This window comes from Paraburkholderia nemoris, assembly GCF_905221015.1.
Lineage (GTDB): Bacteria > Pseudomonadota > Gammaproteobacteria > Burkholderiales > Burkholderiaceae > Paraburkholderia > Paraburkholderia nemoris.
Genome location: NZ_CAJNBO010000016.1, coordinates 87,859 through 108,210, shown reverse-complemented (window position 1 = coordinate 108,210; position 20,352 = coordinate 87,859). Strand labels below are relative to the sequence as shown.

Here is a 20,352-nt window from a genome sequence, read left to right as displayed (position 1 = left end):
ATCTGATTTAGCCTTTCATCGGACCCGCCGAGGTCCATCCGGAGACATCATGTCCAACGCGCTCGCGAGCGCGCCGCTCGATGCGGCCGACTACATCAAAAGCCACATTCGCACGGTGCCCGACTGGCCGCAGCCGGGTGTGCAGTTTCGCGACATCACACCGCTCCTGCAGGAGCCGAAGTCGCTGCGCGTGCTGATCGATCTTTTCGTCCAGCGCTATATCGACGCGAAGCTCGACTACGTCGCCGGGCTGGATGCGCGCGGCTTCATCATCGGGCCGATTCTGGCTTACGAGCTGAACCTCGGCTTCATTCCGATCCGCAAGCAGGGCAAGCTGCCGTACAAGCGGGTCGCGCAATCCTATGAGCTTGAATACGGCACCGCGACCGTCGAGATTCACGAGGACGCCTGCAAGCCGGGCGACCGCGTCGTGATCATGGACGATCTGATCGCCACCGGCGGCACGATGATGGCCGGCAAGATTCTGCTCGAGCGGCTTGGCGCGGTGGTGATCGAAGGGGCGGCGATTATCGATCTGCCTGACCTCGGCGGCTCGGCCTTGCTGCGCAAAGCGGGCCTGCCGCTCTATACGGTGACTGAATTCGGCGGCCATTGAACGCTGGATGCCAACTTCTTCCTGCACACAAAGAAGGTAAGAAAAGATGCCCAACTTCCTGTTGTTCCTCGCAACCTCGATCGCCATCACAATGGCGCCCGGCCCCGACAACCTGCAAGTGCTCGCGCGCGGTATCTCGCAAGGCCGCGCGGCGGGACTCGTCGCCGCGCTCGGCTTTGCTGCTGGCATCACATTCCACACCACGTTGGCCGCGCTTGGCGTAGCCGCCTTGCTGCGTTCGTCGCCGGTTGCGTTTGAAGTGATTAAGTTGGCCGGCGCCGCTTATCTGATCTGGATCGGCATCAAGGCGCTGCGCAGCCAGGGCCTCGCCACCGCGCACGAGCGCGCACCGCAACCGTTGACGGCGGTGTTTCGCCAGAGCGTGCTCGGCAATCTGCTGAACCCGAAGGTGACGCTTTTCTTCGTCGTGTTCCTGCCGCAATTCGTACAGCCGCACGGCACGCAAAGCGTCACGGTGCAGATGCTCGAACTCGGCGTGTTGTTCATGTTGCAGACCGTGGTGGTGTTTTCGCTGTTCGGCGTGTGCGCGGGGATGATCGGCGGCTGGCTGAAGCGCCGGCCGCGCGTGGGCGTATGGCTCGATCGGCTGGCTGGTGCGACGTTCATCGCAATCGGGATTCGCGTCGCCTTGCGTGATTGAAGTTATTGACGTTGCTGCCCGACTGACACCGACCGAACGCAGCAGAAGACCAGTTTGGAGTTTGTGAATGACTTTGCCTTGCATCACCGCCGCGCGTCGCTTTGACAAGCACGCGCATCTATCGTTCTGGATCGACGCCGAGCAGGTCGGCTGGATTCGCTCGACTGATGTGCCCTTGCTCGCGCGCTGGCCCGATGTGTTTGAAATCGACAATACGCGCGTCACGCTCGCGCCCGCGTTCAATACCGTCGATCTGCGCAGCGCGGCGCTCGGTTCCGTGATCGGCGCACTTGCCGCCGAGGGCCGTATTCCCGGCTGGCGCAACGAGACTTACGCGATCCGCAATGCGTTCGATGCACCGCCGCTCGCCTACATCGAACGCGCGGCGTCGCGCTTCTTCGGCACGATGACCTACGCGGTGCATCTGAACGGCGTCGTAGAATACGCGGATGGCGCGCCGCAATTGTGGATCGCGCGCCGCAGCGACACCAAGGCCACCGACCCGGGCATGCTCGACAATGTCGTCGCAGGCGGGATTGGCTGGGGCTTCGGCATCGAGGCGACGATCATCAAGGAGTGCTGGGAAGAAGCCGGTATTCCCGAGGAGATCGCCGCGCGTGCCACGGCCGGGCGCACTGCGCATGTGCTGCAATCGTTGCCGGAAGGCACGCAGGCCGAACAGATTTTTATCTACGACCTCGCGCTGCCGGCCGATTTCGCGCCGCGCAATCAGGACGGCGAAGTGGGTGAACACCGGCTCGCGCGCATCGACGAAGTGGCGCGCTGGATCGAAGAAGGCGCAATGACCGTGGATGCGAGTCTGGCTACGCTGGATTGCCTGCTGCGCCGCCGCTGGATCGACGAAGACGCGTGTCCGGGCATCGAGACGCTGTTCGCGCCACCGGTGCTTGCGTAAGCGCTAGTCAGGCGCGGGTGCAGGTTTGGCGGGCAAGCCAGATCTCACGCTGTAGCACGCTGCATCGAATAAGACACACCGAACAAACTACGCACTGAAGAAGGGAGTCACCCAGGTCATGTCGACCGATCACAGCTTTATCCTCAAACTGTCGTGCGCCGACCGGCCCGGCATCGTCCACGCGGTTTCGGGCTTTCTGTTCGAGCGTGGCAGCAATATTCTCGACTCCGCGCAGTTCGGCGACAGCCGCACCGGCGAGTTCTTCATGCGCGTGCATTTTCAGCAGGTCGGCGGCGACCCGGGCCAGGACGTGTTGCGTACGTCGTTCGCCACGCTCGCCGAGCAGTTCGGTATGCGCTGGGAATTGCACGATGCGTCGGTGAAGCCGCGCGTCGTCATCATGGTGTCGAAGATCGGTCATTGCCTGAACGACCTGCTGTTCCGCTATCGCACCGGTCAATTGGGTATCGAGATTCCGGCGATCATCTCGAACCACAAGGAGTTCTATCAACTCGCGGCCAGCTACGACATTCCGTTCCATCACTTCCCGCTGATGGGCGGCACGCCGGACGCAAAGGCCGCGCAGGAAGCGCGCGTGCTCGAAGTGATCGACGAGCATCAGGCCGATCTGGTAGTGCTCGCGCGCTACATGCAGATTCTGTCGCCGCAACTGTGCGAATCGCTCGCTGGCCGCGCGATCAATATTCACCACTCGTTCCTACCGAGCTTCAAGGGCGCGAAGCCGTATTACCAGGCATTCGACCGCGGTGTGAAGCTGATCGGTGCAACGGCCCACTACGTAACGACAGATCTCGACGAAGGTCCGATCATCGAGCAAGGTGTGGAGCGGGTCGACCACAGCATGACGCCGGAGCAACTGACGGCGATCGGCCGCGACGTCGAATGCGTGACGCTTGCGCGTGCGGTGAAGTGGCACGTCGAGCATCGTGTCGTGTTGAACGGCAGCAAGACGGTGGTGTTCCGTTAAGCGTAGTTGATGCACTTGCAGCGGGGCGGCCAAACCGTGGCCGCATCACCCCGCTGCAAGCTTGCGCCGAATGAGTCGGCGCTTCCCTCTTCAGATCAGGACCGCATTGCGGAGCCACCCGCATTTCGCGCGTCCGGCGCGAGCCGTGCGTTTTGTGCGGAACGGCGGCGCGCATTCAGTTTCTTCAGCCAGATCAGTAGTCCCGTTGCGCTCAGTACGGCGACTGCAATCCCCATCGCGCTAATCAGAATCCGTCCGCCGAGACCGAGGATGCGTCCCGAATGCAGGGGGAATTGCACCTGCATGAAGATGTCGCCCGCCGTGCCCTTGCCGGGAATCTGCGCGCCGAGTTGCTTGCCGGTGGCCGCGTCCCAATACATCCACGGATTGCCGAGGCCGAGATCGCCGTGATCGTTGCCGGTTGCGTAGAAGCCGACGCCGTAGGCGTGCAGGAATTCCGCGTAGTAGACGCCGCCCGGCGGCACCTTCAGGTTCTGCGCCTTACCGGCTTGCTCGGCTAGCTGCACGATGCGCTCGCGGCTCAGCACTTGATCGCCGGGTTGCGGCGCACGCAGAATTTCGGGGTTGTTGATCGGATCTGGCGTGAGCTTCGAGACTAGCGACACGACTGGCCGAACCACGGGCCCAGAGAGATTCATCGATACCGACGTTAGCGCGACGATCACCAGCAGGCCCCAGATCCACACGCCGCCCGAGCGATGCAGATCGAAGGTGAGTGCATAGCCGCCGCGCCCGAGACGAAATGCGAACGACTTGCGCCATGCTTTGAGGCTCGGAAACGACAGCCATAGAGCGACCACGCTATCGAACAGCCACACGATCCCAACGATGCCCATCAGCCACGTGCCGATATCGACACCGCCGGTGAACGGCAAATGCAACGTGTAGTGCAGCTTGTAGATGAACGGAATCAGATTGAGCCGCGCGAGTGAAACGGCGCCCCATTCGCGCCGGCCCTGGATGTCGCCGGTGGCGGGGTCGACGGCAATCTGGTTGAAGTCGAGCGGGTAGGGCTGCTTCGTCGCGGGGTTGGTACGCGGCAGCACCATCATCTGCAGCGTGTGGCCGGGTTCGGCGTCGAGCGGCAGATACGTCACCTGCAGGCGCGGGTCGGCCGCTTCGACACGGCGTGCCAACTCGAGTCCCGACAGCGCCGGACCGGCGGTGCGCGCTTTGAAGAACGACGGGTTCAGCGCCGCATCGAGTTCGTGATCCCACGCGATGATCGCGCCGGTCAGGCCGGCGACGAACAGAAACAGCGCAATGGCGACACCGAACCAGCGGTGCAGGCGGACGAGTTGCCGCCTCATAAGTGAGCCGGCGGAACGGAAGACGAAGGGAAACAGCGGGTCACAGTGTCAGAATGCAAATGGGAATTGTTCGCATCTTATGCGAATCAAGTGGTCCCTTGCAAGTCTTCTGTAAGTGATTGGCGCCGCACGGATTTGGCCTCCTGAAGACCGTTGGCGTAAAAAAAGCGGCACCGAAGTGTCGCTTTTCGCTCGTCCGCTAAGCCTGCATCGCAGGCTGGTTGACGCTCACACCAGCCGCAGATAAATCAATTCCCGCTTGATATACGCATAGAAGATCGGCGCCGCAACCACGCCGGGGATGCCGAACGCGGCTTCCATCACGAGCATCGCGATCAGCAGTTCCCAGGCTCGCGCCTCGATCTGGCCACCGACGATGCGTGCGTTCAGGAAGTACTCCAGCTTGTGGATCAGGATCAGGAATACCAACGACATGATCGCCGCCGGAAAGCTCACTGAGAGCGCCACCGCAACGATGATCGTGTTCGAGATCAGATTGCCGATCACCGGCAGCAAGCCGACGATAAACGTCACCAGCACCAGCGTTTTCGAGAGCGGCAGCGTGTCGTGAAAGATCGGCAGGACCACCAGCAGGAAGATACCGGTGAAGACCGCATTGATCGCGGAGATCTTCACCTGAGCGAACACGATGCGGCGGAAGGCGTCGGCGAAACGCGTCACGCGCGTGACAAACGCCGTGGACAACGGCAGCCGCTGCATATGCTTCTGCGCGCCGACCGCGATGATTGCACCGATGATCATGCCGATCAGAATGTGCGTGAAGCCGCGCGCCGCGGTCTTGCCGCTTTGCTGCAGCATGTTCGCGTGCGTCTGCATCAGCTCGGCCGCCTTGGTCTTCATCTGGTCGGTATCGACCGGCAGATAGTTGGCGACGAATTGCGGAATCCGGCCGCGCGCCTGGTCGATTAGCTGCATCGCCTGGTCGAGCAGCTTCTGCACGCTCGGCACGTCGCTCTCGAAATGTTCGATGATGCCGAGCGTCAGCCCCGTCAGCGCACCGACTATCACCGCCGAGAGGATCACCACCGCGAGCCAGCGCGCGCGCTGACTCGACATATGCCGCTCGATGCGCGGCGCGATGGTGTGCACGAGTTGAAACACGAGCAGCCCAGCGAGCAAGGCGCCGAGCAGCCTCAGTTCGATGACCGCCCACATTCCGAGCAGCATCAGCACGTAACTGCCGATTTCGACCGCCGACAGCTTCGGCAGGCTCATGTCGCTAGTCAGCCTGACCGGGCGTGGGCGTAGGTCCCGCACTTGCCCGTCGTCGCTCGCCTGATTCCGCTTGGCCATGGCTTATTCCGTCTCCAACCCGTGTTGTGCAGCGTTACTTTCTACTGGCAATGCGTTTCAGCAGAGGCGCCAGATACTTGCCGGTAAAACTTGCCTTAGACTTGGCAACCTGCTCCGGCGTGCCTTGCGCAATGATTTGACCGCCGCCGGCTCCGCCTTCGGGGCCGAGATCGATGACCCAATCGGCGGTCTTTATTACATCGAGATTATGCTCGATGATCACGACGGTATTACCCTGGTCTCGCAAACGATGAATGACTTCCAGCAGCAATGCGATGTCGTGAAAGTGCAGACCGGTGGTCGGCTCGTCCAGGATGTATAGCGTGCGACCCGTGTCGCGCTTGCTCAGTTCCAACGAAAGTTTGACGCGCTGTGCCTCGCCGCCCGACAGGGTGGTGGCCGACTGGCCCAGCCGGATATAGCCGAGACCCACGTCCAGCAAGGTTTTCAGCTTGCGCGCGACGACCGGCACCGGCTTGAAGAACTCGTAGGCGTTCTCCACCGTCATGTCGAGCACTTCGCTGATGTTCTTGCCTTTGTACTGGACGTCCAGCGTTTCGCGGTTGTAGCGCTTACCGTGGCAGACGTCGCAGGGAACGTAGACGTCCGGCAAAAAGTGCATTTCCACCTTCAGCACACCGTCGCCCTGGCAGGATTCGCAGCGGCCGCCTTTCACGTTGAACGAGAAGCGGCCCGCTTCGTAGCCGCGTTCTTTCGCCGCAGGCACGCCCGCGAACAGTTCGCGGATCGGCGTGAACAGGCCCGTGTAGGTGGCCGGATTCGAGCGCGGCGTGCGGCCGATCGGCGACTGGTCGACGTTGATGACCTTGTCGAAATGCTCCAGGCCTTCGATCGATTCGTACGGCGCCGGCTCGGTAGACGAGCCATACAGGTGATGCGCGACCGCGTGATACAGCGTGTCGTTGATCAGCGTGGACTTGCCTGAACCGGATACGCCGGTCACACAGGTCAGCAGGCCGACCGGCAGATCCAGCGACACGTGCTGCAGATTGTTGCCGTACGCCTCGACGATGCGCAGACGGCGCTCGTCCGGTTCCTTGCGCTCGTCCGGGAATTCGATGTTGCGGGCGCCGGACATGTACTGCCCGGTCATCGATGCCGCGTTCGCTTCCACCTGCTTGGGCGTGCCTTCGGCGATCACCATGCCGCCGTGTTCGCCCGCGCCCGGGCCCATGTCGACCACATAGTCGGCCATGCGAATCATGTCTTCATCGTGCTCGACGACGATCACCGAGTTGCCCAGGTCGCGCAGATGCTTGAGCGTGGCGATCAGCCGATCGTTGTCGCGCTGATGCAGACCGATCGACGGCTCGTCCAGCACGTACATCACGCCGGTCAAACCCGAACCGATCTGCGAGGCGAGGCGAATCCGCTGCGCTTCACCGCCCGACAGCGTTTCCGCGCTGCGCTCCAGCGACAGGTAGTCGAGCCCGACGTTATTCAGGAACATCAGGCGCGCGACGATTTCCTTGACGACCTTGTCGGCGATCTCGCGCTTCGAACCTTCGAGCCGTAGCGTCTGGAAATAGCCGAGCGCGTCGCGCAACGGCCAGCCGCTGATTTCGAAGATGCCGCGCGCGTCGCTGTTCGAGCCGATCCGCACGAAACGCGCTTCCCGACGCAGCCGCGTGCCGGCGCAAGCCGGGCAGGGCTGGTTGTTCTGATACTTGGCGAGCTCTTCGCGCACCGCGACCGAGTCGGTCTCGCGATAACGCCGCTCCAGGTTCGGGATGATCCCTTCGAACACATGCTCGCGCACGGAAGTGCGGCCGCGCTCGTTGATGTACGAGAACGGAATCTCCTGCTTGCCCGAACCGAACAGCAGAATCTTGCGGACTTTCTCCGGCAGGTCTTCAACGGCCGTGTCGATGTCGAACTCGTAGAACGCCGCGAGACTCTGCAGCATCTGGAAGTAAAACTGATTGCGCCGGTCCCAGCCCTTCACCGCGCCTGCCGCCAGCGACAGCGATGGATGCGCGACAACCCGCTTCGGATCGAAGAAGGTGATCTGGCCGAGGCCGTCGCATTCCGGGCACGCGCCCATCGGGTTGTTGAACGAGAAGAGGCGCGGCTCCAGCTCCTGCAGCGAATACGAGCAGATCGGGCAGGCGAACTTCGAGCTGAACAGGTGCTCCTTGTCCGTATCCATTTCCAGCGCGATCGCGCGGCCGTCGGCGAGACGCAGTGCCGTTTCGAACGATTCGGCGAGGCGCTGCTTCATATCGCTGCGCACTTTCAACCGGTCGACGACGACGTCGATCGTGTGCTTGTCGTTTTTCTTGAGCTTGGGCAGCGAGTCGACTTCATAGATCTTCGCGACGCCTTCGTTGGCCGTGCCGCCGCCCGAGCGGACGCGAAAACGGATGAAGCCCTGCGCCTGCATCTCTTCGAACAGTTCGACGTGCTCGCCTTTGCGGTTCGCCACCACCGGCGCGAGGATCATCAGCTTGGTCTCTTCCGGCAGCGCGAGCGCCGCATCGACCATCTGCGAGACGCTTTGCGCTTCCAGCGGAATTTCGTGGTCCGGACAGTACGGCGTGCCGACGCGGGCGAACAATAGCCGCAGATAGTCGTGAATTTCGGTGACGGTGCCGACCGTGGAACGCGGATTGTGCGAGGTCGCCTTCTGTTCGATCGAAATCGCCGGCGACAGGCCTTCGATCAGATCGACGTCCGGCTTTTCCATCAATTGCAGGAACTGGCGGGCGTAAGCGGAGAGACTTTCGACGTAGCGCCGCTGTCCTTCCGCATAGAGCGTGTCGAACGCGAGCGACGATTTACCCGAGCCGGATAGGCCCGTAATCACGACGAGCTTGTGACGTGGGAGGTCGAGATTGACGTTCTTCAGGTTGTGGGTGCGAGCCCCACGGATACGGATTTGTTCCACGCGTTATTCCAAGACTTGGCCCGTGACCTGGCGGAAAGAGGAGGAGGCTAAACCTGCTACTATAACGACTTTTCAAGACCGCCGTTACGGCTTCCTGACAGCCCGAAGAAGGTGCAAGGCAAGCTGTAAGGCTGCGGTCCAGCGCCGCGGGAAAGAGGCCTAACTGGGGCCATTTTTCGCGAGTACAAGGCGCCGCGAGGCGCCGGACGAGCGTCTGGCAAGGCCGCCGGCCCGAATGCCGCGCCGTATGTTTGCCGCCCCGCTCATTCAAAGAACGTTCCCGATGTCCAATCCGTCCGCTACATCCTCACGCATGAGCGCGCCTGAAATGCGCGCGACCGTGTCGCTTGCCGCCATCTTCGCGCTGCGCATGCTCGGTCTCTTCATGATCATGCCGGTGTTCTCGATCTACGCGAAGACCATCCCCGGCGGCGATAACGTGCTGCTGGTGGGGATCGCGCTTGGTGCGTACGGCGTGACGCAGTCGATGCTGTACATCTTCTATGGCTGGATCTCCGACAAGGTCGGCCGCAAACCGGTCATTGCGACCGGTCTCCTGATTTTCGCGCTTGGCAGCTTTGTCGCCGCCGGCGCGCACGACATGACGTGGATCATTGTCGGGCGGGTGATTCAGGGCATGGGCGCGGTGTCGTCCGCGGTGATCGCGTTTATCGCCGACCTGACCTCCGAAGAGCATCGCACCAAGGCGATGGCGATGGTCGGCGGCAGTATTGGCGTTTCGTTCGCGGTGGCGATTGTCGGTGCGCCGATCGTGTTCCAGTGGGTCGGCATGAGTGGCCTGTTCACGCTGGTCGGCATTTTCTCGATTCTGGCGATTGGTCTCGTGCTGTGGGTCGTGCCGGATGCGCCCAAGCCCGTGCATGTGCGCGCGCCGTTCGCCGAGGTGCTGCATAACGTTGAGCTGCTGCGCCTGAATTTTGGCGTACTCGTGTTGCATGCCACGCAAACCGCGTTGTTCCTCGTCGTGCCGCGCATTCTCGAAGCCGGCGGCCTGCCGGTCGCGTCGCACTGGAAGGTTTATCTGCCGGTAATGGGCCTCTCGTTCGTGATGATGGTCCCGGCGATCATCGCCGCGGAAAAGCGCGGAAAAATGAAAATCGTGCTGCTTTCCGCGATCGGTCTTATCCTGATCGGACAGTTGTTGTTGGGCGTCGCACCGCATACGATTCTGACTGTGGCGGCGATCCTCTTTGTTTACTTTTTGGGCTTCAATATTCTTGAGGCGTCGCAGCCTTCGCTGGTGTCGAAACTGGCGCCTGGAACTCGTAAGGGCGCGGCGGCGGGCGTGTACAACACGACGCAGTCAATCGGTCTTGCGCTGGGTGGGGTGGTCGGCGGCTGGCTGCTGAAAGTGGATGGTCAGAGCGCGGTGTTTTTCACTTGCTCGGGGCTCGTCTTTTGCTGGCTTATAATCGCGGCAAATATGAAACAGCCGCCGCGCAAGAAGGCGTAAGAGCGCCCCAACCCTGGCGCTTTGCGCCAAGCCCCCCGAGGGGGCAAGGAAACTTGGGACGGCCCGGCGTTTCTTGACAGAACTCACCCGGTGGCGGGCAGAGGCGCAGTTCTGGTCTCCGGCCTGCCGGCCATGAGACGCGAACCGCGCGTTGCCGCGCCGCCCGTAACAGAATCAACAGGAGAAACTCATGGCATCCGTGAACAAGGTCATTCTCGTCGGCAATCTCGGAGCCGATCCGGAAGTCCGTTATCTTCCGAGCGGCGACGCACTGGCGAACATCCGCCTTGCGACAACGGATCGGTACAAGGACAAGACGTCCGGCGAAATGAAGGAAGCAACCGAATGGCACCGTGTGGTGTTCTTCGGCCGGCTTGCTGAAATCGTGAACGAATATCTGAAGAAGGGTTCGTCGGTGTACCTGGAAGGGCGCATCCGTACTCGCAAGTGGCAAGCTCAGGACGGCACCGACCGTTACTCGACCGAAATCGTCGCCGAGCAGATGCAAATGCTGGGTGGCCGTGGTGGTTCGTCGGGCGGTGGCGACGAAGGTGGTTATAGCCGCGGTGAGCCGTCGGAGCGTAGTGGTGGCGGTGGTGGCCGCGCGGTTTCGGGCGGCGGCGCTTCGCGTGGCGGCAGCGGTGGTGGCGGCGGTGGTTCGAGCCGTCCGAGCGCGCCGGCTGGCGGCGGGTTTGATGAGATGGATGACGATATTCCGTTTTGATCAACCCGCACGCGAGTTGACCGATGCAAAAGACCCCGCTCGAGAGGCGGGGTTTTTTTATTTGCGCATCAGCATCAATGAGATGGAAAGAAGTGCGTGCTCCGCGCACTCAGTCGGGAAACGCCGCCGACAAAGTCAAAAAATCACCGCCTGAGATGCTCCAGCGCATCCCTCATCGGCGAACTGGAAACGACAATCGGCCCGGAAAACGGCGTATCCAGATCGACGATCACGTAGATAGCGGAAGCAATTGAAACTGCCCCAAGCGAGATCGTGACCAAAGCCAACGCATTGCGCGGCGCGATCAATCCGAAGCTGAGAAAAATCACGCACAACCAGAACGTCAGCGTCATCAAAAAAGGCATGGAAATCGAACTGTGCGCTTCCTCGATGATTTTCCAGCGGGCATCCACCGTTCGCCGATATTGCGTCAAGGCATCATTGAGCGCGCGCTGTTGCAACGGGTCGTGCGCTCGCAGTTGCCGCAACTGCCTTCCCACCACAGTCAGCATGTCGCCGAGCCTCACGTTCTCCAGCTTCTGCGAGTTGTCCTGTGTGCCGATGTTCCTCGGATAGTCACCGGCTGGAGCCGTCTCGCCCGGCCATGTCGATGCAATCGCCGCAGCGGTGTACGCACGCAGCAGGTTACGGGCCTCATCGGTATCGCTGCCATATTCCCGCAAGGTGGTGTCGAACTCGATCAGGTCGGCCGCATAGGTGCGCAAATCATTCGATTCGGTATCGAAACTGGATTTCGCGGACGCCGTCATCAACCCGAGCACCAACGCGGCAAACGTCACCAGCATGCCGATAACCAGCTGGATGAGTTGCACGGTTTCGTGAGCCTTGTGCTCTTCTGGCAGCAACGGTCGCACCCAGACGCCCAAGCCGGTTCCGACAAGCAATAGAGCGAAAACCAGCAGGGCCGAGCCTATTTCTGACATAGAAATGCTCCGAAGACGCGTGCCTCGTCACTTTCTACCAACCACCGCCTACCGGCCACCCGGGTAGTCCCGCAAATGCCCCTGCTCAAACAGCGGCCGACTTCCGCTCGTATGTTGATGTATCGCAAACGTATGCGCCATCAACCATAAAGTTTTCTGTAATCCCGCCGTAGACCATCTATGTGGCGTTCGCTTAAATTTTGATCAAAGGTTGCGGACCTGGCCGTATGGGCTTGGGCGCAGCACGCGTGGCCGAGGGTAGTTTTGTGAACATTCGGTCAGGCAGCCCAATGGAGACCAGCCCGATGTTGAAAAATCTGTCGATTCGAACCTGCCTTACCCTGATGATCGTGTTCTTCGGCCTGGTGCTGCTGTTCGGCGCCGCAGCCGGGCTGTTGTCGTTGCGTTCGAGCAACGCGTCGCTGCAACAGATGTACACCGTGGACACCCCCGCAGTCGCCGACCTCGAAGGCAGCGCTGGACAACTGCTGCGCCTGCGTCTGGCGCTCGCGACTTACGCATCGCTGGTCGACCTGAACGATCAGGACGGCGCGAACGCGGTGCTCAAGCGCTTTGATCAGTATCAGAAAGCATCGGATGATCGGCTTGCCCATTATGTGAGCCGTGCGAGCACGGATGCTGACGAACAGCGCCTGATCAAGGACATGCAGGACAAGCGCGACACCTTCCTGCACGAGGGTGTCGCGCCGGCGCTGGCCGCGCTCAAATCGGGTGACAAAAATGCATTCGAGCAGTTGCAGGCGCACAAGCTGCCGTCGCTCTATAGCGCGTACGAAAAGGCCATGCTCACGCTCGAGCAATTGCAAATCGATCACGGTGCGCAGCGTTATCAGGACGCACAGGATCTGTTCTACGCAATCTGCATTACGGTGGCGATCGGTATGGGGCTGTCGCTGCTGGGCGCCCTGATCGGACGGGCGGTTATGGTGCGGGCTATTGTCAGCCCGGTCGACGCGACCATCGCGCAGTTTCAGCGGATTGCCAATGGCGATCTGACCGGCCAGATCGACGTGACGAGTAATAACGAAATGGGCCGTCTCGCAGCGGCGTTGCGCAAGATGCAGGACTCGCTGATCGAGACGGTGAACGCCGTGCGTCACGGCACGGAATCGATCGATACAGGCGTGAGCGAGATTGCGGCCGGTAATACCGATCTGTCGCAACGGACCGAAGAGCAGGCTGCGTCGCTTGAAGAAACGGCGGCGAGCATTGAAGAGCTGACCTCGACTGTCAAGCAGACCGCAGACAACGCGAAGCAGGCGAGTTCGCTGGCGCAGGGTGCGTCGAGCCTCGCTGCGCAGGGTGGTGATCTGACGGAGCAGGTGGTGGGCACGATGCATGGCATCGTCGACGACTCGCGGCGGATTGCCGACATCGTCGGCGTGATCGAAGGGATTGCATTCCAGACCAATATTCTGGCGTTGAACGCGGCGGTCGAGGCGGCGCGCGCGGGCGAGCAGGGTCGTGGGTTTGCGGTGGTGGCGAGCGAAGTGCGGTCGTTGGCACAGCGAAGCGCGGCGGCGGCGAAGGAGATCAAAGGGTTGATCGATGCTTCGACGGCGCGGGTGCAGGCAGGGTCGCAACTGGTCGAGCGCTCGGGGTCGACGATGACCGAGATCGTCAATTCGATTTCGCGGGTGAGTTCGATCATGGGTGAGATCGCGGCCGCTGCGCTTGAGCAGAGCACCGGGATCGATCAGGTGAACCTGGCTGTTGCGCAGATGGATGAGGTGACGCAGCAGAATGCCGCGCTGGTTGAGCAGGCTGCTGCGGCGGCTAGTTCGTTGGAGGACCAGGCTCGGAGGTTGACTTCGGCGGTGGCAGTGTTTCAGACGGAGAGCGGGGATTCTTCTCTTGCCGATCGGCGAGGTGGGGCTGCGGCTACGCAGCGGAAGGTTAACGCGGGTGAGTTTGTGGCGGCTTGATACGGCAGACCGCGTAGCGTGTTGAAGGATGATCGAGCGCTTGCGTGCGCTGCATGAAAATCAGTACAGGGTACGCGCCAGGCCAAATGTAAAGATTAGTTATAATTCGCGCGTTTAGCCTGTTTGGTTGATCGTCTTAAAAAATAGGTGCGTTAGATTGTTCCTGCCGTTAGACAAAACGGCGCGGGTTTGACAGTCCGTCGTAACGAAACGCACTACCTGCGAAAGTGGGTAGTGCCCTTCAACACGCGCGCTTTTTCTATGGGCGGGTCGTGGTGAGGGGGCCGCAAGGCCCGCTGGTTTCGTTTCGTTACCCAGTCTGTCAACCTCGCCATGTGCCCGCTCACCCCATCTTTCAGCGAGTGTCGGGCGATTCAGGAACGAACCGGAAATCGCACCATGAGCAAATCTACCAAGACCCCTCAAGCACCCTCACGCGCGCCCGTTGATGCGCTCCAGTACGAGAAACTCGCGCTCTCAGCTTTCGATTTATGCAACCGGCAGTTGGATCAACTTAGGCGACTGGTTACGCTTGCGGCCTCAATACGTAGAACTCCCTGCATGACAAGAGAAGAACGACAAAGCCAACAGGCGTTGCTGGAACTGCTTGTCGAAACAGGCGAAGGATACGAGCGCGAGATTGAATGCGACCGCGAACTGTACCAGGTGATCGCGCTTGATGCGAAGGACGTACCTCATAGCCGCATCACCGCGAAACGTGCCGCGAGTCTTCTGTCCGAGGCAGTGCGGAAGAAATCAGATGGCAAGCTGAACGCGAGACCCACGGATACCGCGCGGCCCAAACCGGTGCGCACAAAGGTCGCGTCGCGAGGAGAAGCGGGGGCACAGGTCTCTGGCGCTGCATATTAACTGGCGCTATCGGCCACCACGCAGAAGCGATGAAAAAGGCGCGAGCTGCGCGTAAGACGCTGGGCAAGAAAATGGCCCGCTGAGTGCGGGCCTTCTGACACGTCATTCGCGGTTGAGCGCCGCGAAGGCTAAACCAAACTCAAACGATTACTGCATAGCCGCGTAATACTTAGCGGCGCTATCGATCTCCGCCGAAGTCATCTGCCGGGCCACATTCCGCATCTGCTCGTTAATATCGTTATGCCGGGCACCGGAAGCGAACGCCCGCATCTGCGCAGCGAGATAAATGGACGACTGCCCGCCAAGCCAAGGCGCCGCCCCCTTACGATCCAGTTGTCCATGACAGGCCGCACAAGGCGCAATATTCCGCTGCGGATCACCTTGCATCGCAAGCTTCACGGCATTCGCATCCGGTCCAACGCCTGCTGGCAAAACCTCGGCCGCCGGCGCGCGAGACAGCGAAGCATAGTAAGCCGCCAGATCATGCAGATCCTGATCACTGCGAGCCGCGATAATCGGCTGCATCACCGCGTTCTGCCGCACACCGTTCTGATAGTCGCGCAATTCTTTGTAGACCACGTCGGCATACTGCCCAGCCAACGCGGGCGCAGTCACCTGCACCGTGCCCAGCACGCCATGACACATTGAGCAATTCTGCGTCGCAATCGTCGCACCGCGGCCAATCGAATTCGCGTCGGCGCGCACCCGTCGCAAAGGCGGTAAGACCACCACCTCGCTCGGCGCTGGGCCGGCAATATTGGTGCCGCCGTACCAACTCGACGGCGCGCCCGCGGCGCTGCAAATCGTCGCCCATAAGCCGCGCTTGCTGAATCCGCTATTGGCCGATGGCAACCAGATGAAGCCGATCAATATCGCCACCACGGCAATCGCAATCGTGCCGCCCAGGCTCACCGTGAACCACGGATTGCGCAAGCTGAAGATGCGTTCCTGACTCATCGCTGCGCTCCAACAACAACTGCCGGCACCGACGTTTGCGGCAATCTGAGCAACTGAAGGATCGGCACACTGTAGTTGACGACCGTCAGCCCGATCATCAACGCCACCCACAAGCCGAAGCTATTGAGCGCGGCAGGCACATGCTCCACCGGTTGCACCGCGCTCGCAAAACGGAAACTCTGTTGCTGTACCTCCGGCCCGAATTGCGACTTCGCGAGGATGTAGATGAACAGCACGCCGGACACCACTAGGATCAGTCCGCCCACCGCCGACATCCCCACCCAGAACGCCTGCGATTCCATCCCTGGCATGTTGTAGTCGTAATACGCCATGCGGCGCGGCGCACCGAGCAAGCCGACGTAGTGCCACGGCAGCGTCACCACCATCATGCCGATGAACCACAGCCACAGTTGCATACGCACCAGCTTCACCGACGCAATCGCACGGCCGGTCAGTTGCGGCCACAGTTCGTACGCGATCGCAAAGTACATGATGACGATCGCTCCACCGAAAATCAGGTGGAAGTGCCCGGTCACCCACTGCGTGTTATGCACCGACGAGTTCAACTGGTAGCTCATGTTGATCAGGCCGCCCGCACCGCCAAGGCCCAGCATCACGAACGAAAACGCGATCACCAGCATCATCGGGTTCTGCCACGGCAACGCGGTCAACCAGCCGAACGCGCCCTTGCCACCGCGCAGCCTCCCGGCGATTTCCACCGATGCGCAGATGGTGAACACCGTCAGCAACGTCGGCACTGACACCATGCCGGTGAACACCGCATGCAGGAACTTGAAGCCTGAGCCGACCTGCGGATCGGCGAACAGGTGGTGAATGCCGATCGGCATCGCGAACACGAGGAACAGAATGAACGACACGCGCGCCATCGAATCGCTATAGAGCCGCCCGCCGATCGCGCGCGGCACCAGGGTGTAGTACGCAATGTAAGCCGGGATCAGCCAGAAGTAGACGATTGCATGCAGCGTCCACGAGAACAGGATACGCGAGAGGCCGGCATCGATCGTGTTGGTGAGACCGAAAGCGACTGGCAAGATCTGGAACAGGATTTCGAGCGCCGCGCCGATCGCGGTCCAGGCCCAAAGATACGCTCCTGCGACATTGGCGAACATCGCGAGCGGAATGGGCTTGCCGGGATTCGCACGCTTCCAGATGCGCAGATTCACGTGCATCAGTGCGACCCAGATCCACGAACCGACCACCACCAGCACCACGCCGAGGTAATAGAACGGACTGCCGATCATCGGCGGATAGAAGGTGTAGAGCACTGAAGCTTTGCCGAGCGCGACTGGCACCATCGCCATCACCGCGCCAACTGCCAGCATGATGAATGCGGCCCACGCCCACTTGAGGCCGACAAGCCGCTGCGCCAGCGCGAGTTCGACAATCGCGTAGCCAAAGCCCATCGAAACCAGCGTGGGCAACACGTAAGCCATCACCGAGCCATGTGCGGTCACCGATCGATAGTAGAGCTCGGGGTCGCCGACCCATGGCAGCAGCGGGCTGCGTACCAGCATCTGCCACGCGCCGAGCAGCAGCGCGATCAGAAACGCGACGAAGGCCAGCCAGAAATGCGCGAGAACGAGTCGCTTAGCGTGAAACACAGCTGAGCCTCCGTGATTGTCGGGCTTGCTCGAAGAACGTGGCTTTGTCGATGACCTTGACGTGCGCCCACATGGTCTGGTGGCCGAAGCCGCAGAACTCGTGGCACGGCATGGTGTGATCGGCGGGTTTGTCGAAGCGCGTGTTCAGCGTAGCGACGTAGCCGGGCACGACCATCGTGTTGATGTTGGTGTCGGTCACGAGCAAGCCGTGCACGACATCGGCGCTGGTGGTGCGGATTGTGATTGGCGTGTCGGCAGGCACCAGCAGACACTGAGGCGTGAACGAATACTGCTGCGCGACAAAACGCACGACTACCGAACCATCCGGCTCGACGGCGCTGCCGAGGTTGTTTTCGACGAATTCGCCCGACAGTTGCAGGCGCGAGGGATCGATCGTCTCGACCCGCGACGGCGGCATCATCGCCCAATGCAGCCCCGAGTACACGATGACGACGAGCATCAGAACGATCAGCGCCGTGGCGAAAATCGCCCAGCGGCGCTCGGCGCGTAAGGCGACTTCGTGACCGCTGCCCGGTTGGTGATTGGAATCAGTCGACATAGTCAGTGGATGACGCCGCGCGGCAGAAAGACAAGAAAGTAGAAGCCGAACCAGATCGCCATGACGATCAGCGTGGCAACGCCGGCCACGGCGATCGCGCCATGCGGGCCGGCCGCGACGACGCGTTCCACTTCTTCATCCGTAGGTGGGGCCGCGCTGCGGGTATCGTTCGCTTCCATCTGGAGATTCTCCGGTGCAGCGGTTCAGGTTCAGTGCAGCGGCGCTTTGCGCAATTCGTTGACCTCGCGGGACGTCACCGGCTGGCCGTGGTTGCCCCACGCAGTGCGGATATACGTGACGACGGCGGCGGCGTCGGTGTCGTTCAGCTCCTGACCGAACGGCGGCATGCCGTACGGCTCGGGATTGCGCGCGGTGCCGGGCGGGAAACCGCCATTGAGCACGATGCGGATCGGGTTCACCGCGGAGTCCATTTCAATCGATTGGTTGCGTGCGAGCGGCGGGTAGTGCTGCAACTGACCCTCGCCGTTCGCGCCGTGGCATAGCGCGCATTTGTCGGCGTAGATCTTTTCGCCGAGCGCGAACACGTTGGTATTGGTCGGTGCGGTCGGGCCTGACTTGCGGCCGGGATTGTCCGGTAAGGTCTTGAGATAGACGGCCATCGCCTTGACGTCATCTTCTGTCATGTACTGAAGGCTGTGATAGGTGACTTCGGCCATCGGCCCGTACACGGCGCCGCGATTGGAAATGCCCGCTTGCAGCAGATCGACGATGTCCTTGATGCTCCAGTCGCCGAGACCACCGTCTTTATCGGAGGTGAGTGAGGGCGCGTACCAGTTCTGCACCGGAATCAGGCCGCCCGCGAACTGCTCGCTTTGCGACGAGCCGCCGAGCATGTTGATCTTGGTGTGGCACATGGTGCAGTGCCCGAGTCCTTCGACCAGATACGCACCGCGATTCCACTCCACCGACTTGGTCGGGTCCGGCTGGAACTCGCCTTCGCGGAAATACAGCGTGCGCCAGCCGTACAGCAGCTTGCGCTGGTTGAACGGGAAACTCAGCGCGTGCTTGTGGTTCGGCTCACGTACCGGTGTGACCGACTTCAGATAGGCGAAGATCGCGTCCGAGTCTTCACGTTTGACCTTGGTGTACTGAGCGATTGGCATCGCGGGGTAGATCATGGTGCCGTCCGGTGCCAGGCCGGTGCGCATCATCTTGAAGAATGCGTCCTCGCTCCATGCGCCGATGCCGTACTGCGCGTCCGGTGTGATGTTCGGCGAATACAGCGTGCCGAACGGCGTATCCATGGCGAGACCGCCGGCGAACAGCTTGCCGCGCGGCGCGGTATGGCAGGCGACGCAGTCGCCGGCACGCGCCAGATACTCGCCGCGTTTGACGATGTCGGGACGGGTGTCGGCTTTGTTGGCAGCGGCCGTTGCGGTTGTTGTGGTTGTAGCGGCAGGCACGGCTTCAGCCGCGCTCGCTTCAGCGATCAACAGCGCCCGCGGTGCGCTGAAAAGCGCGGTGCCGCCAGCGCAGATCAAGCCGGCAACCAGCAAGCTGAATGTAGCGGTGCGACGGCGCTTCATCATGGCGTACGAAACAGCACGGATCGAGCGGAAGGTCGTCTTCATTGCGGTTGGCTCCCGCATGCGAGAGGCAACCGCTCAGCGGACGCCGGCACGGGCCGTGGATCGGCAGGGCGCGGCTGGCGCGCGAGCCAGCTCGAAACCGCGGTGATGTCCTTGTCGGTCAGCTTGACGGCGATCGAATGCATGCAGTCCGGCGCAAGCGCGTGACGTGTGCCCGAGCGCCACGTGCCCATCTGTCCGGCGATGTAGCTCGCATGCAGGCCGAGCAGGCCCGGGATGCCAGGCTGCGTGCCCGTCATGCGTGCTCCATGACACGCGATGCACGCCGGGATCTTGCGTGCCGGATCGCCTTGGGTGACGAGTCGTTGTCCGGCTGCGAGCACGGCCGGTGCGACGTCGGTGTGATCGGCATTCGGGTAGGGCGGTTGCAGGTCCGCGAAGTACTGGCTGATCTTGCGCAGATAATCGTCGGGCAGGAAGGCGAGCAGATAGCCCATTGGCGGATAAGTACGACCGCCGTCACGAAACGCGCTCAACTGATTGAACAGATAGTCGGCCGGTTTGCCGGCGATGCGCGGGAAGTAATCGTTGTTCAGGCCCTGGCCTTGCACGCCATGACACGAGGTGCAGGCGCGCACGCGCTCGTCCATGGCTGAGGGCATCGCTGCGGGGGCATCAGCGGCTGCGAACGCCACGCCGCGCCACACGACGTAAAACGCCAACAGGACCGAAAATCCGATAGTTCTACGATGCACGCCTGGCCTCGCCGGGGAACGGTTATTTTCGCCATTTATTTTCACGCGTTCGCTCACGAATTCGATGAACGACGCATGACAAGCCTGCCAACTGTTCTTTTATAACGACTGCATGAACAGCAAATCGAAACTGACTTATTAAGGAGGCAGAGTGTTGAGGAGATACGGCAATACAATTGCTTTACAAAACAATGATCTGCCTAGGTGCGCCAACGCG

At 61.3% G+C, this 20,352-nt stretch carries 18 protein-coding genes; 8 read left to right on the top strand and 10 right to left on the bottom strand.

Annotation, left to right across the window (positions count from 1 at the left end):
• Positions 1-49: 49 nt before the first annotated feature.
• The 4 genes from KHO33_RS24365 to purU all read left to right on the top strand — a co-directional run bounded on the left by KHO33_RS24365 (position 50) and on the right by purU (position 3,181).
• A complete protein-coding gene (locus KHO33_RS24365) occupies positions 50-616 on the top strand; it encodes an adenine phosphoribosyltransferase (protein WP_093643671.1) in 567 nt (188 codons plus the stop codon).
• A 46-nt stretch (positions 617-662) separates the two neighbouring features.
• Positions 663-1,277, top strand: coding sequence for a LysE family translocator (locus tag KHO33_RS24360; RefSeq protein WP_200563921.1), 615 nt, complete (start codon positions 663-665; stop codon positions 1,275-1,277).
• Between the two features lie 67 nt (positions 1,278-1,344).
• Positions 1,345-2,193 carry an NUDIX hydrolase gene (locus tag KHO33_RS24355; RefSeq protein WP_200563919.1) on the top strand — a complete coding sequence of 283 codons (849 nt, stop codon included), beginning with the start codon at positions 1,345-1,347 and terminating at the stop codon, positions 2,191-2,193.
• Between the two features lie 118 nt (positions 2,194-2,311).
• Positions 2,312-3,181: a formyltetrahydrofolate deformylase gene (purU, locus tag KHO33_RS24350; RefSeq protein ID WP_054035832.1), complete on the top strand. Its 870-nt coding sequence runs from the start codon at positions 2,312-2,314 to the stop codon at positions 3,179-3,181.
• Positions 3,182-3,276: 95 nt separating this feature from the next.
• Here purU and KHO33_RS24345 read toward each other — a convergent pair whose 3' ends face one another.
• The 3 genes from KHO33_RS24345 to uvrA form a co-directional block, all read right to left on the bottom strand.
• Positions 3,277-4,512 carry a PepSY-associated TM helix domain-containing protein gene (locus KHO33_RS24345; RefSeq protein WP_200563917.1) on the bottom strand — a complete coding sequence of 412 codons (1,236 nt, stop codon included), beginning with the start codon at positions 4,510-4,512 and terminating at the stop codon, positions 3,277-3,279.
• A gap of 228 nt (positions 4,513-4,740) precedes the next feature.
• The gene (locus tag KHO33_RS24340) at positions 4,741-5,826 is read right to left on the bottom strand and encodes an AI-2E family transporter (protein ID WP_054035836.1); all 1,086 of its coding nucleotides are present in this window, start codon (positions 5,824-5,826) and stop codon (positions 4,741-4,743) included.
• A 34-nt stretch (positions 5,827-5,860) separates the two neighbouring features.
• Complete coding sequence (uvrA, locus tag KHO33_RS24335; protein ID WP_200563915.1) at positions 5,861-8,734, bottom strand: excinuclease ABC subunit UvrA; 2,874 nt, start codon at positions 8,732-8,734, stop codon at positions 5,861-5,863.
• A gap of 283 nt (positions 8,735-9,017) precedes the next feature.
• Between uvrA and KHO33_RS24330 the strand changes: the two genes are divergently transcribed.
• Both KHO33_RS24330 and KHO33_RS24325 read left to right on the top strand, forming a co-directional pair.
• The gene (locus KHO33_RS24330; protein ID WP_171925184.1) at positions 9,018-10,208 is read left to right on the top strand and encodes an MFS transporter; all 1,191 of its coding nucleotides are present in this window, start codon (positions 9,018-9,020) and stop codon (positions 10,206-10,208) included.
• A gap of 190 nt (positions 10,209-10,398) precedes the next feature.
• On the top strand, positions 10,399-10,932 hold the full coding sequence (locus tag KHO33_RS24325; RefSeq protein WP_200563914.1) for a single-stranded DNA-binding protein: 534 nt from the start codon (positions 10,399-10,401) through the stop codon (positions 10,930-10,932).
• Between the two features lie 143 nt (positions 10,933-11,075).
• Here the strand turns inward: KHO33_RS24325 and KHO33_RS24320 are convergent, their stop codons facing one another.
• The gene (locus KHO33_RS24320; RefSeq protein ID WP_200563913.1) at positions 11,076-11,876 is read right to left on the bottom strand and encodes a bestrophin-like domain; all 801 of its coding nucleotides are present in this window, start codon (positions 11,874-11,876) and stop codon (positions 11,076-11,078) included.
• Positions 11,877-12,181: 305 nt separating this feature from the next.
• Between KHO33_RS24320 and KHO33_RS24315 the strand changes: the two genes are divergently transcribed.
• Both KHO33_RS24315 and KHO33_RS24310 read left to right on the top strand, forming a co-directional pair.
• A complete protein-coding gene (locus KHO33_RS24315; protein WP_200563912.1) occupies positions 12,182-13,822 on the top strand; it encodes a methyl-accepting chemotaxis protein in 1,641 nt (546 codons plus the stop codon).
• Between the two features lie 399 nt (positions 13,823-14,221).
• Positions 14,222-14,692, top strand: coding sequence for a hypothetical protein (locus tag KHO33_RS24310; protein ID WP_200563911.1), 471 nt, complete (start codon positions 14,222-14,224; stop codon positions 14,690-14,692).
• A 147-nt stretch (positions 14,693-14,839) separates the two neighbouring features.
• On the opposite strand, the gene KHO33_RS24305 is transcribed toward KHO33_RS24310, so the two are convergent.
• From KHO33_RS24305 to KHO33_RS24280, 6 genes are read right to left on the bottom strand one after another with little or no spacing between them, the layout of a single operon-like run.
• Positions 14,840-15,649 (bottom strand): c-type cytochrome, encoded by an 810-nt coding sequence (locus tag KHO33_RS24305; RefSeq protein WP_200563910.1) that lies wholly within the window; start codon positions 15,647-15,649, stop codon positions 14,840-14,842.
• Entirely contained in the window at positions 15,646-17,271 is a 1,626-nt protein-coding gene (locus tag KHO33_RS24300) for a b(o/a)3-type cytochrome-c oxidase subunit 1 (RefSeq protein WP_200563909.1), read from the bottom strand. The genes KHO33_RS24305 and KHO33_RS24300 overlap by 4 nt, the downstream gene beginning before the upstream one ends.
• Entirely contained in the window at positions 17,258-17,830 is a 573-nt protein-coding gene (locus KHO33_RS24295; protein WP_200563908.1) for a cupredoxin domain-containing protein, read from the bottom strand. The genes KHO33_RS24300 and KHO33_RS24295 overlap by 14 nt, the downstream gene beginning before the upstream one ends.
• A gap of 2 nt (positions 17,831-17,832) precedes the next feature.
• A complete protein-coding gene (locus tag KHO33_RS24290; RefSeq protein ID WP_167378501.1) occupies positions 17,833-18,009 on the bottom strand; it encodes a hypothetical protein in 177 nt (58 codons plus the stop codon).
• A gap of 30 nt (positions 18,010-18,039) precedes the next feature.
• A complete protein-coding gene (locus tag KHO33_RS24285; RefSeq protein ID WP_200563907.1) occupies positions 18,040-19,422 on the bottom strand; it encodes a c-type cytochrome in 1,383 nt (460 codons plus the stop codon).
• Positions 19,419-20,135 (bottom strand): c-type cytochrome, encoded by a 717-nt coding sequence (locus KHO33_RS24280; RefSeq protein WP_200563906.1) that lies wholly within the window; start codon positions 20,133-20,135, stop codon positions 19,419-19,421. Before KHO33_RS24280 ends, KHO33_RS24285 begins: the two co-directional genes overlap by 4 nt.
• Between the last annotated feature and the right edge of the window lie 217 nt (positions 20,136-20,352).

Coding starts and splice junctions, on each gene's coding strand:
- KHO33_RS24365 (WP_093643671.1), top strand. CDS start 50: ATGTCCAACGCGCTCGCGAGCGCGCCGCTCGATGCGGCCGACTACATC.
- KHO33_RS24360 (WP_200563921.1), top strand. CDS start 663: ATGCCCAACTTCCTGTTGTTCCTCGCAACCTCGATCGCCATCACAATG.
- KHO33_RS24355 (WP_200563919.1), top strand. CDS start 1,345: ATGACTTTGCCTTGCATCACCGCCGCGCGTCGCTTTGACAAGCACGCG.
- purU (WP_054035832.1), top strand. CDS start 2,312: ATGTCGACCGATCACAGCTTTATCCTCAAACTGTCGTGCGCCGACCGG.
- KHO33_RS24345 (WP_200563917.1), bottom strand. CDS start 4,512: ATGAGGCGGCAACTCGTCCGCCTGCACCGCTGGTTCGGTGTCGCCATT.
- KHO33_RS24340 (WP_054035836.1), bottom strand. CDS start 5,826: ATGGCCAAGCGGAATCAGGCGAGCGACGACGGGCAAGTGCGGGACCTA.
- KHO33_RS24330 (WP_171925184.1), top strand. CDS start 9,018: ATGTCCAATCCGTCCGCTACATCCTCACGCATGAGCGCGCCTGAAATG.
- KHO33_RS24325 (WP_200563914.1), top strand. CDS start 10,399: ATGGCATCCGTGAACAAGGTCATTCTCGTCGGCAATCTCGGAGCCGAT.
- KHO33_RS24320 (WP_200563913.1), bottom strand. CDS start 11,876: ATGTCAGAAATAGGCTCGGCCCTGCTGGTTTTCGCTCTATTGCTTGTC.
- KHO33_RS24315 (WP_200563912.1), top strand. CDS start 12,182: ATGTTGAAAAATCTGTCGATTCGAACCTGCCTTACCCTGATGATCGTG.
- KHO33_RS24310 (WP_200563911.1), top strand. CDS start 14,222: ATGAGCAAATCTACCAAGACCCCTCAAGCACCCTCACGCGCGCCCGTT.
- KHO33_RS24305 (WP_200563910.1), bottom strand. CDS start 15,649: ATGAGTCAGGAACGCATCTTCAGCTTGCGCAATCCGTGGTTCACGGTG.
- KHO33_RS24295 (WP_200563908.1), bottom strand. CDS start 17,830: ATGTCGACTGATTCCAATCACCAACCGGGCAGCGGTCACGAAGTCGCC.
- KHO33_RS24290 (WP_167378501.1), bottom strand. CDS start 18,009: ATGGAAGCGAACGATACCCGCAGCGCGGCCCCACCTACGGATGAAGAA.
- KHO33_RS24285 (WP_200563907.1), bottom strand. CDS start 19,422: ATGAAGACGACCTTCCGCTCGATCCGTGCTGTTTCGTACGCCATGATG.